Source organism: uncultured Thiodictyon sp. (assembly GCA_903837595.1).
GTDB lineage: Bacteria > Pseudomonadota > Gammaproteobacteria > Chromatiales > Chromatiaceae > Thiodictyon.
Genome location: CAILVI010000450.1, coordinates 1 through 11,002 on the forward strand (window position 1 = coordinate 1; position 11,002 = coordinate 11,002).

Below are 11,002 nucleotides of genomic sequence, written 5' to 3' on the forward strand. Positions count from 1 at the left end.
GGGGAGGGAGAAGTGGAGCGCGCTCCCGGCGCGACTTTCACGGTAAGCCTCGACCTTGCGCTCGTGATACCGCTCGAGAGGGGGCACGCATGTATCCGGCGCTTTGCGCCGGGAGCGCGGGTGGTCGCAGTGATGATCCAGTCCCAATCCGCGCATCTGCGTCAGCTGGTCCCCAATAGCGCGGCTTTCCATGCGGCGCCTCTTCCGCGCATGGTGCCGATTTCCATCAATTGGTCCCCAACTCTGAGCGCCACGTTGGCGATATTGGCACTATTCACCGGCAGCGTGGTGTTGGCCGGCTGACCAAAGCTGAATCGGTACTTATTCTTGCCGGCCGTGATTTTCATCCCGCCTGAAAAGTAATACCAAGGAAAATTGACGGTTAGGTCCGATAGCGGAAGATCAAATACTAACGCATTCTCACCGCGATCCAGCTGCTCGGCAATTCCTGGCCTGGCCACGGCCTGCTCCAACTTACGCAGTTCCTTTGTCCATAAGGTGCCGCTACCCATTGCAATAAACGATAAGCGCCCCGCGGCGAGTTTCAGCTTACCTGGGACACTGCCGGTCAGTCCTACAAGTAACCATGCCTCAGTACAGAGTTGAGTCGGAGTCTTCATTGTTAACGCTGCGATGTGTTACCAGTCAGGATGGCTTCTGTAGCAATCCGGGGATTCGCGATAAGTTCCCATGTTGGGTTAGCCCCGCGGCAGTTCCAGTACGGCGATCGCCCCGCCCGCCGGGTGGTTGGTGAGGCGGACCTCACCGCCGTGGAGTGCGGCGACCTCGCGTACCAGGCTGAGTCCCAGCCCGGTGCTCTTGCCCGTGCCGTCGGGCCGCGGCAGTGAGAAAAAGCGCTCGAAGACCCGTCCAAGGGCATAGTCCGGCACCCCGGGACCCTGGTCGCGTACCCTCAGCGTGGCGCGTCCCGGGCGGTTTTCCAAGTGCAGTTCGATGCGACCGCCCGTCGGCGAGAAGGCCAGCGCGTTCTCCAGCAGGTTGCCCACGGCCTGGCGCAGGAGGAAGGGCTCGCCGGTCACCATCAGGCGCGCAGGTCCGTCGATCGTGATCTCCACGGCGCGGGTGCGGGCGCCGGCGGCGAGCGCCTCCACCGATTCCTCCGCCAGGCGCCGCAGGTCCACCGGCGCCGACTCCTGCAGGGTCTCCTGCTGCTCCACGCGCGCGAGATTCAACAGCCGCTGCGCGACCAAACGCAGGCGCTCCTCCTGGCCGCGGATGTTGGCGAGGAAACGCCGTCGTTCCGGTGCCGGCATGTCCTCCTCGGCCAACAGCTCCGCCGCCCCGCGGATGGCGGCCAGCGGGGCCTTCAGTTCGTGCGTCAGGGTGTGGACATAGCGCTCCACATAGCGGCGGCCCTCCAGGCGCTCGCGCATGGCGGTCAGGGCCTGCGCCAGGTCGGCGAGTTCGCGCGCGCTGGAGCGGGGCGGGGGGCTGCGCCGTCCGTCGGCCACGTCGCGGGCGTAACGGCTCATCCGGCCGATCGCGCGGGTCAGGTGCCAGGTGAACAGTGCTCCGATGAGGCCGGACACCAGCAGCAGGAGCAGCCCCTGATCGCGGATTTTGGCCTCGCTGCGGGCGATGAAGGGGGCCACCGAGGCGCTCGGCTTGCCGACCGCCACCACGCCGATGGTGCGGCCGTCCCAGACCACGGGCGCGGCGACATACATCACCGAGGTCCCGTCGACGCCGGGTTGGGTCGGCGTCGCCCGCGCCCCATAGTCACCGCGCAAGGTGCGGTACACATCGTTCCATCGGGAAAAGTCCTGCTCGACCAGGGTTGGATCGGTGGCATAGAGCACGCGTCCGGCCGCGTCGGTGATATAGACCCGATGGTCCAGGCTGCGCTTTTCGATGTTCCAGATGCCGGCCGTCACCGTGCGCCTGGTGTAGGCCGCCAAGGCCGCGCCGACGCGGTCATTCACGGGCGGTTTGCCGCCGGTCCTGGCCTCGTCCGCCGCCGCCAGGTCGGGGGCGACCAACTCTGCGACGAGGTTGGCCGTATCCACCAGGGTGTCCTCCATCGCCTCGCGCACCCCGGGTTTGATCTCGGCGACAAAGACATTGAGGATGAACCAGGCGGCCAGTCCGACGATCAGGAAGTAACCCAGGGCGACCTGGAGCGAGATTCTCACCGCGGCCTCAGCAGGCTGTAGCCGATCCCGCGGTGGGTGACGATGGGGTCGGCGGCCGGGTCGACCGCCTTCAGCTTTGCCCGCAGGGTCTTGATATGGGTGTCGACGGTCCGCTCCAGGCTGTGGTCCGGGGCCGTCCAGACCCGCTGCATCAACTGCTCGCGGGAGAAGACCCGGCGTGGGGACTCCACCAGGGTCTTGAGCAGTAAATGCTCATAGCGGGTGAGCTCCAGTGCCTGGCCGCAGTAGCGGATACAGTGCGCGTCCTCGTCGATCGCGAACCCCGGGGCGGTGGGGGGCAGGTCGGTTGGTGGGTCAGGTTGCCGATCGGGTAGGGTAGGGGCCGGGCGTGCCCGCCGCAGCACGCTGCGTACCCGGGCCGCGACCTCGCGTGGGCTGAATGGCTTGACCACATAGTCGTCGGCGCCGATCTCCAGGCCCACGATGCGGTCGATTTCGTCATTGCGGGCGGTGAGAAAAATGACCGGGATATTGCTCTCCCGGCGCAGTTCCCGGCAGAGGTCAAACCCGTTCATGTCCGGCAGGCCCACGTCCAGGATCATCAGGACGAAGTTCCCCCGGCGCAGTGCGGCGAGCGCGTCGCGTCCCAGCAAACAGTGTTCGGTGACGAAGCCGTCGGTGCCCAGGGCATAGATCAGCGTATCGGCGATCGCCTGCTCGTCCTCGACGATCAGTATCCGCGCTGCGGTCGGGTCCGGCATCGGGGCGCTCAAGGCTCAGCCGGGGTCCCGTCGAGGGCCTGGCGCAGATCGGCGGCCAGGTCGGCACAGGTCTCCAGCCCGACCGACAGCCGCACCAGTCCTTCGCTGATCCCGTGCCGGGCGCGCTCCTCCGGGGCATAGGTGGCGTGGGTCATGGAGGCCGGATGCTGGGCCAGGGTCTCGCAGTCGCCCAGGCTCACCGCCCGGGTGACCAGGCGCAGCGCGTCCATGAAGCGTACCCCCGCCGCGTAGCCGCCGCGCAGTTCCAGGGCGATCATCCCCCCGGGGCGACGCATCTGGCGGCGCGCCAGCGCATTCTGGGGGAAGGAGTCGAGCCCGGGATACCAGACCTGCGCGACCGCTGGGTGCGCAGCGAGCAGCTCCGCGAGCCGCTGGGCCGAGTTGCAGTGGCGCTCCATGCGCAGTTCCAGGGTCTTGAGTCCGCGTAGGACCAGATAGGCATCGAAGGGGCAGATGCAGGCACCGGTCATCTCCTTGATGCCGAAAAAGCGGATCTGCTGGATCAACTCGCTCGCGCCCACCACCGCCCCGGCCAGCAGGTCGCCATGTCCACCCAGGTACTTGGTCGCTGAATGCACCACCAGATCCGCCCCCAACTCCAGCGGGCGTTGCAGATAAGGCGTGCAATAGGTGTTGTCGACGATCGTCAGGGCCCCGTGGCGGCGGGCGATCGCACTCACTGCGGCGATGTCGATCAGGCGCATGTTGGGATTGGCGGGGGTTTCGAAGAAGACCACGCGGGTGCGGTCATCCAGGGCCGCGCTCAACTCCTCGGACCGGGTCAGGTCGACGAAGCGCACCGTGATTCCCAGGCGCGTCAGTCCATGCTCGAGATAGGCGAAGGTGCAGCCGTAAAGGGTCTGGTCCGCGACGATGGTGTCGCCGGCCGCGAGCAGGGTCCACAGGGTCGAGGTGATGGCACCCATCCCGGAGGCCGTCGCGAGCCCCGCCTCGCCGCCCTCCAGGCTCGCCAGCCGCGCCTCCAGGACGGCGACCGTCGGGTTGCCGACCCTGGAATAGACAAAGCCTTGCGACTCCCCGCGAAACCGCCGCTGGCCCTCGGCGATGTCCGGGAAGGCATAGGTGGAGTTGAGATACACGGGTGGATTGAGCGCCCCTTCGTGGTCCAAGGGGTCGTAACCCTCATGGATGGCGCGGGTGGCGAAGCCCGGCCCTTGGTCATCGGTCATGGTTCCCGCGCTCCTGTCGGTGGTGAGTGAAGACGAGGCTAAACGCAGTGGCTGGCGGGGCGCAAGACCGCGGATGGGCGTTGATGCAGAATTCTGGTCACCGGTCCCTGCGACAACCCGTCGCGGCCGGGGGTGGATTGTGGCCGCAGCGATGATGATGTCAGCGGGGTTATATCAGGGTGTATCGTGCCGGGCGTGCAGCGCCTTGCCGGCGGCACGGATCTGTTGGGCGGCCGGGCTCGCGGCGAGGAGTTTTGCGTAATCCTCGGACTCGGCATGGTCCCAGTTGAGCAGGATGTTATAGAGGCGGTCCGCCTCCGCCAAAGCCGCCGCAGCCTGCGGGCCCGGGTCCAGGCCACGCAGGGCGGCCCCATAGGCGTCGAGGGCGCGCTGGCGCTCGCCGCTTCCCAGCAGCCAATCCGCCAGGCGCTGCCGCTGCTTCGGGGGGAGTTCCGTGCCCAGCAGTCCTTTGAGACCGCGGGAAATGTCGGTGTCATAGGCCGGGAACAGTTCCCCCTGCCGTTCCAATAGCCAGCTGGCGAGGGACAAGTGTCCGGCCGGAGTGCGGTTCGCTGCCCGCCGTCCCGCCTCCCGCCAGCGGGCGGCCCGCTGCGGGTCGGCGCGGTCCAGGACGCGGGCGCCGGCGGCCCAGTGACCCTGACCCAGTCGCCGTTCGGCCAGTGCCTGTGCCGCCACCGCGGCCCGTGGCCCGGCAGCGCGCGCGATGGCCGCCAGGTTGGCGTCATCGACCGCCACATGCAGCAGAAAGCGGGCGGTGTCCTCGTCCAGGGCCGGCAGGATGGCGGCACGCGTGGTCTGCCCGACATCGACCAGCGCGGTGGCCAAGATGGCGGCGGAGCGGTGATCACTCGTCGCATCCAAGAGCTCCGCTTGGTGCAGGGCCTCTGGGTGCCGCCCCGCCCGCCCCAGCGCCAGGGTGCGCAACTGCGCCCAGCGCTCGCTGGGTTTGGCCGGCTCGGCCGGGAATTCGGCGGGCAGGTTCGGGTCCTGGCGCGTCGCGGCGGCCACCAGCAGCCGCTCCTGGAGGTTGATGGCCCAGGGTGCGGCGGTCGCCTCCCGGATGGCGTCCGCGGAGCGTCGCCAGAGTGCGTCCCACTGGGCAGGGGAGGGCGCCGGGACCAGGCCCAACAGGGCGGTGGCCAGCACCGGGTCCGGCACGCCGGCCAAGTCCAAGTCTTGCGGGGCCATGCCGTTGCGCAGCAGATGGCGCATCTCCCAGAGTGCGCGGGCCGGCCGCCTGCCATAGAGCTCAAACAGCAGGCGCCAGGCGCCCGGGCCGTCCCCTTGCAGATACAGTACCCGCAGCCGTTGCAGTCTGTTGAGATCCGTCAGCGGGTGGTCCGGGTGGCGGGCCAGCCAGTCGTCATGGGCCGCCAGTAGCGCGGTCCAGGTTTCCTGGGCGGTGCCCTGGATCTGGCCCGGCCAGCCGTTGCCGATCTCCGCACTCATGCGGTTGCGTAGCGCGGCCAGTTCCAGCGAGGGGCGACGCGGCGAGTCCGGGAAACGCGCCAGGGTGGCGGCGGCCTCCTCGAAGGGTGCCGTGCGGATGGCCAATACGTCATCCAAGAGCGCCGTGCCGCCGTGCGCGGCCCTCTCTTGGAACGCGGCTGCCGCTAGTGCGGCCGGGGTATCGCCCAGGGCCGGTTCCACCTCGACGAATTCGACCGCGCGGCGTAGCGACTCGGCCCCGGGTACCGCGAGCGGTGCCGGCAGCGACAGCAGGGTGTCGATGGCCCGCAGCGCCGCGCTTCGAGCCGTTCCCCGATCGCCGGCACCGAGTGCCCGCTCCATGGCTTCCAGGTCCGCCGCGACCGGGTCGTCCGCGGGCGCTTCCACCCCTTCATAGGCGATCCGGGCCAGCAGCGCCCCCTGGTGCTGGCCGGCGAGCCGGAAGGGATCCAGGAAACGGAAGGGCTCCACATAGGTGTTCTCCCATTCGTCGGTGGTCAGGGTCGCGACCGCCGGATGTAGGGATGGCGCAAAGATGGCAGGGCCGCCGCACGGCCAGGCGCTGCCGACCCACCCGAGCAGTAGGCCGGCCGCCAGCGACAGTGGTTTATTCATGGGATGCTCTTCAACAAAGGGGACCAGTCGAATCCGGCGGGAAAGACGCAGGTCCCGCGGTAAGTTGGAAGCTCGGCCAGCGTGGGTAGCGCCGCGAGCCAGGCGGCATGTCGGGTCCCGGGACGGTCGAACCCCCCCAGACCCAGGGCGAAGGGGATGGCCGCCCGCGCCAGATCCGCGGCCAGGGACGCGGCGCGCTGCGGTGTCCAGGGCTCACCGGTGTCGAACACCTGGGGCACGATCCCGTCGACCCGGGAGGCGAAGCGCGCGCCGAACCCCGGGTCCCGCAGCTGGCTCGGCAGGGTGGTGATCCAGACCGCCCGGCCCTGCAAGGCCCCGGCCCGGAAGGTATCCAGCCAGGCGGCGTAGACCGGTAGCCGTGTGATCGGGGCATCGTAGTCCAACTCCACGGGCAGCGCCGCCAGGGCGGGGTCGACGGCGGCCAGTAGGCGTCCCAAGGCTTGGTTCAATTGCGCCCCGGCCGGCTCCGGCACGGCGTGGTGAAAGGAGTTGTCCAATCGCACCACGAGCATGGCCGGTGGTCCCGCGAGCCCCGGTGGCAGGCGCAGCCGGGTGCGTACCTGCCCGTCCCAGCTCAGGTCGGCGATGTTGACCGCCGCCGCCACGTCGGGGCGCACCCGCCGCGCCTGCTCCAGGGTCGGCAGGTCGCGGCGGGACCAGACCCATTGGCCCACGGGGCTGGCGGCGCCGACCGGCCAGCAGCAGGCGGCGCCCAGCGTCCAGGTGAGTAGGGCCGACGCGAGCCGGCGCGCGGTGCGCCCTGCGGCGGCGTGGGTGCTCTGGTTGGGGGTGGTCGGTTGCACGTTGCTCCTGGAAAGGGCAGTTGTCGCGCCAAGGCGCCAAGCTCGCCGAGGGGCTGGCAGGCGGCGTGCAGGCGCAAGCGCCAGCTGAGTATAGCCCCGGCGCAGGATCGCGGACGCAGTCCTTGTGTCGGGCTGACAGCGCGGTGGCGGCGCGGCCAAGGGTGGTATGATAGCAGTCCATTGCGCCGCTCCCTCGCGAGCGGGTTCGTACACAAAAACAGGGGATTGCGAGCCTGCGGGCGGCCCGCGACGCACCTGCGGTCGTGCGTAAGTCCGACCGCCCCCGCCCTCGATAGACGCAGAGACTCTCCATGACCACCTCCCCTCGTACCGTCCTGATCATGGACACGACGCTGCGCGACGGCGAGCAGACCCAGGGGGTCTCTTTCTCCCCTGACGAGAAGGTGAATATCGCCAAGGTGCTGCTGGACCTGGTGCGGGTGGACCGCATTGAGGTCGCCTCCGCGCGCGTCTCGCCGGGGGAGCAGGAGGCGCTGGCCCAGATCGTCGACTGGGCGGCCTCAAGGGGGTTGGCGGAGCGGGTTGAGGTGCTTGGGTTTGTTGACGCCGGGCAGAGCGTGGAGTGGATCGCGCGCGCCGGCGGGCGGGTGCTCAACCTGCTGGCTAAGGGCAGCGAGACGCATTGCCGGGGCCAGCTCGGCAAGACGCTCGACGAGCACGCGGCGGACGTGCGCCAGACCGTTGCCATCGCCTTGAGCCGCGGCCTCAAGGTCAATATCTACCTGGAGGACTGGTCCAACGGGTATCGCGACCAGCCGGATTATGTCTATGGCCTGATGGAGCGTCTGGCCGACTGCGGGATCGGCCATTTCATGCTGCCGGACACCCTGGGGGTGATGACCCCGGAGCGGGTCGCGGCCGCCATGGGCGACATGATCGGGCGTTTCCCCGGGGTCAAGTTCGACTTCCACCCCCACAACGACTATGGCCTGGCGACCGCCAATGTGCTGGCCGCGGCCCAGGCGGGTGCGGCGGCCGTACACTGCACGGTCAACTGTCTGGGCGAACGGGCCGGCAATGCCTCACTGGCAGAGGTGGCGGTCAATCTGCGCGATCAGCTCGGTTTTACCATCGGGATCGATGAGACCCATCTGGCCCGGGTGAGCGAGCTGGTGGAGTATTTTTCCGGTAAACGCATCGGCGACAACGCCCCCATCGTGGGGGCCGATGTGTTCACCCAGACCGCCGGCATCCACGCCGACGGGGACCGCAAGGGCAGTCTTTATCACACCCGACTTTCGCCCGAGCGCTTCGCCCGGCGGCGCAAGTATGCATTGGGCAAGTTGGCCGGCAAGGCCTCGTTGGCGAAGAACCTGGAGTGGCTGGATATCAGCCTGTCGGAGGAGAACCAGCGGCGGGTGCTGGCGCGGATCGTGGAGCTTGGCGATTCCAAGAAGACCATCACCATTGATGACTTGCCCTTCATCATTGCCGAGGTGCTCGACAGTAAGGACTACCACCACGCGGAGCTCATCGCCTGCACCGTCACCTCCAGCCTGGACCTGGAGTCGATCGCCAGCATCAAGCTGCGTCTGGGCGCGGAGGTGCTCAGTGCGGCGGGGAGCGGCAACGGCGGCTTTGCGGCCTTCGACAATGCCCTGGCGCGCTTGGTGAAACGGGCCGGGTTTAGCCTGCCGCCGCTCAAGGACTTCGAGGTGCGCATCCCCAAGGGTGGGCGCAGCGATGCCCTGACCGAGTGTACGATCACCTGGGAGACCGACCACGGCGACATCAAGACCCGAGGGGTGCATGCCAACCAGGTGTATGCCGCCATTGCGGCGAGCATGCGGATGCTCAATATCGTCATGCATCGGCGGCTGACTGAGCGCCAGGGCGAGGAAGCGGCTGCGCCAGCCTGACCTTGAAGCATTTTTCACCCGCGCTGCAAGGTGCCGCCGCGGCGTTCACCGACCCGCAAGGCGCGCCGCGCGGCCCTTACCAGGAGCTTGCACATGCTAGTCAAAGAAGAAGACGCCAAGCGCTTCTTTTGCCCCGTGGTCTCCGGCGCCCAGCAGCACATTGTGTGCAAGGGCGGGCACTGCATGGCCTGGCGCTGGGCCAGCTATAGCGCCGACACCCCGCTCCCCGACCCCGATGCGATCCACCAGCAGTTCGGGTACTGCGGGCTCGCGGGTGTGATCACGCTGCCGCCGGTCTGAGGGGCGTTTGGGACCGGCAGAAGCCGGCAGCGACCGGATGTTTCGGGTACCTCGCTACATCGGTCGCGGCCTGGGGGCCGGTCCTACACGCCGCTCGAGGCCGGCGCGGCGGACGCGGGGTATACTGTCGGTCCGGTACCAACCACGCGAATTCATCCATGTCCGTCGACCCCGTCTCCGGTGCCGGCTACCTGCTCCAAGGTATCCGGCTCATCACCCGCCCCGGCCTGCGCCGCTATGTCATCCTCCCGTTGCTGATCAACATCCTGGTCTTCGCCGTCGGGATCTGGGCCGGGGTGTCCTGGTTCAAGGGGTTCGTGACCTCCATGCACGCCTGGGTGCCGGGTTGGCTCCAGTGGCTGGACTGGGTCCTGTGGCCGCTCTTCGGCCTGCTGCTCTTGGTGTTGGTGGTCTACGCCTTCTCTCTGGTGGCCAACCTGCTGGCCGCCCCCTTCAACGGCCTGCTTGCCGAAAAGGTTGAGCTGCTGCTCACCGGTCGCTCTCTGGAGCAGGGTGGGGGCGCGGCGCAGCTGCTGCGGGAACTCCTCCCGACCCTGTGGGACGAGCTCAAGAAGGTGCTCTACGCCCTGGCCCTGGCGATCCCCTTCCTGTTCCTGCTGCTCGTCCCGGTGGCGGGGCCCGTGCTCTGGTTCCTCTATACCGCCTGGGTACTGGCGTTCCAGTACCTGGACTACCCCATGGGCAACAGCGGACTGAAATTCCGCGACATGCGTCGGCGCCTCAAGGAGCGGCGGGGTCTGACCCTGGGCTTCGGCGCGGCGACCGCCGGCCTCAGTCTGGTGCCGGTGGTGAACTTCATCGTCATGCCGAGCGCGGTGGCCGGCGCGACCGCCCTGTGGGTGCGGGAGCTCAAAGGGCCAGGCAACTACCAGGGGCCTCACGAGTCGCGGGTCGCGACCCGTGGTGTGCGCCTCGTGATCGATCAGCTCTCCGGGCAGATCCGCGGTGAACTGCTGGAGGGGATCGACCAGTGGCGGGCGTTGGATGAGGTTTCCACCGAGGACCTTAAGACCCTGCTGGAACACTGGAATCAGACTGACTTGGCCTCCGCCGAGGCGCTGGAGGTCTACCTGGAGCACGAGCGCCAGTACCGGGTGCGGCCTCCCCATCCGCCGCGGCAGTCCGCCAACCCGCCGGTCCCGCCGGCGGTCCGCATGGTGCCCGAGGAGGCGCGGGCGGTCCTGGGGTTGACGGCGCAAGCGGGTCCGGAGGAGGTGCTGGCGGCCCATCGGCGGCTGATGTTGCGCCTGCACCCGGATCGGGGCGGCTCGGACTACCTGGCCGCCAAGCTCAACGAGGCCAAGGAGGTCCTGCTCGGGTGAGCCGCGGCCGGCGGCGCCCGCCAGGTCGCAGCGGGTGCGGGCCGGCAAGTGGCCGACTGAGCTGCCAAGCCAGTCACACTCCTGCGTCGACGTTGGAGGAAATCCGGGCTTGATTTTTTCTTATCAATCATGGTCTAATTGTTAAGCTAATTCAAGCTATTGAATCAATGGCGCGGTGGCAGGAAAGCCCCGATGCTCGATTTGATGCTGTGACCCGTGTGCTGGACTGAACCACGATCACTAGGATTTGGTCAAGACGCAACTGCGAGGCAGGCATGAAACGACACTTGGTGATTTTGGGATTCGTGGGGACCCTCGGCGCGATGCCGGTGCTGGCCCAAGTGGGGAACCCGGGCACGCCCGCCACGCCCGCCACGCCCGCCACGCCGGGCACCACGACGGGCACCACCACGCCGGGCACCACGGCGGGCACCACGACGGGCACCACCACGACGGGCACCACGGGCACCACGGCGGGTACCAC

Annotated in this window: 10 protein-coding genes; 4 read left to right on the forward strand and 6 right to left on the reverse strand. The window is 68.2% G+C overall.

Features of this window, described 5'->3' with window-relative positions:
* Positions 1–161 precede the first annotated feature (161 nt).
* From QZY44_RS27050 to QZY44_RS27075, 6 genes are all read right to left on the reverse strand, one after another.
* A complete protein-coding gene (locus QZY44_RS27050) occupies positions 162–620 on the reverse strand; it encodes a hypothetical protein (RefSeq protein ID WP_295455415.1) in 459 nt (152 codons plus the stop codon).
* Between the two features lie 78 nt (positions 621–698).
* A complete protein-coding gene (gene creC / locus QZY44_RS27055) occupies positions 699–2,153 on the reverse strand; it encodes a two-component system sensor histidine kinase CreC (protein ID WP_295455418.1) in 1,455 nt (484 codons plus the stop codon).
* Positions 2,150–2,875: a two-component system response regulator CreB gene (creB, locus tag QZY44_RS27060; protein ID WP_295455420.1), complete on the reverse strand. Its 726-nt coding sequence runs from the start codon at positions 2,873–2,875 to the stop codon at positions 2,150–2,152. The genes creC and creB overlap by 4 nt, the downstream gene beginning before the upstream one ends.
* An 8-nt stretch (positions 2,876–2,883) precedes the next feature.
* Positions 2,884–4,086, reverse strand: coding sequence for a methionine gamma-lyase (locus QZY44_RS27065; RefSeq protein WP_295455422.1), 1,203 nt, complete (start codon positions 4,084–4,086; stop codon positions 2,884–2,886).
* Positions 4,087–4,260: 174 nt separating this feature from the next.
* A complete protein-coding gene (locus QZY44_RS27070; protein ID WP_295455424.1) occupies positions 4,261–6,171 on the reverse strand; it encodes a hypothetical protein in 1,911 nt (636 codons plus the stop codon).
* Positions 6,168–6,995 carry a DUF3142 domain-containing protein gene (locus tag QZY44_RS27075; protein WP_295455426.1) on the reverse strand — a complete coding sequence of 276 codons (828 nt, stop codon included), beginning with the start codon at positions 6,993–6,995 and terminating at the stop codon, positions 6,168–6,170. The genes QZY44_RS27070 and QZY44_RS27075 overlap by 4 nt, the downstream gene beginning before the upstream one ends.
* A 311-nt stretch (positions 6,996–7,306) precedes the next feature.
* Between QZY44_RS27075 and QZY44_RS27080 the strand changes: the two genes are divergently transcribed.
* The 4 genes from QZY44_RS27080 to QZY44_RS27095 all read left to right on the forward strand — a co-directional run.
* Entirely contained in the window at positions 7,307–8,875 is a 1,569-nt protein-coding gene (locus tag QZY44_RS27080; RefSeq protein WP_295455428.1) for an alpha-isopropylmalate synthase regulatory domain-containing protein, read from the forward strand.
* Positions 8,876–8,968: 93 nt separating this feature from the next.
* Positions 8,969–9,175: a hypothetical protein gene (locus QZY44_RS27085; RefSeq protein ID WP_295455431.1), complete on the forward strand. Its 207-nt coding sequence runs from the start codon at positions 8,969–8,971 to the stop codon at positions 9,173–9,175.
* A gap of 158 nt (positions 9,176–9,333) precedes the next feature.
* Positions 9,334–10,518: a sulfate transporter CysZ gene (gene cysZ, locus QZY44_RS27090; RefSeq protein WP_295455433.1), complete on the forward strand. Its 1,185-nt coding sequence runs from the start codon at positions 9,334–9,336 to the stop codon at positions 10,516–10,518.
* A 275-nt stretch (positions 10,519–10,793) separates the two neighbouring features.
* Positions 10,794–11,002, forward strand: a 209-nt coding sequence (locus QZY44_RS27095; protein WP_295455435.1) for a hypothetical protein, incomplete at its 3' end; no start/stop codon positions are given.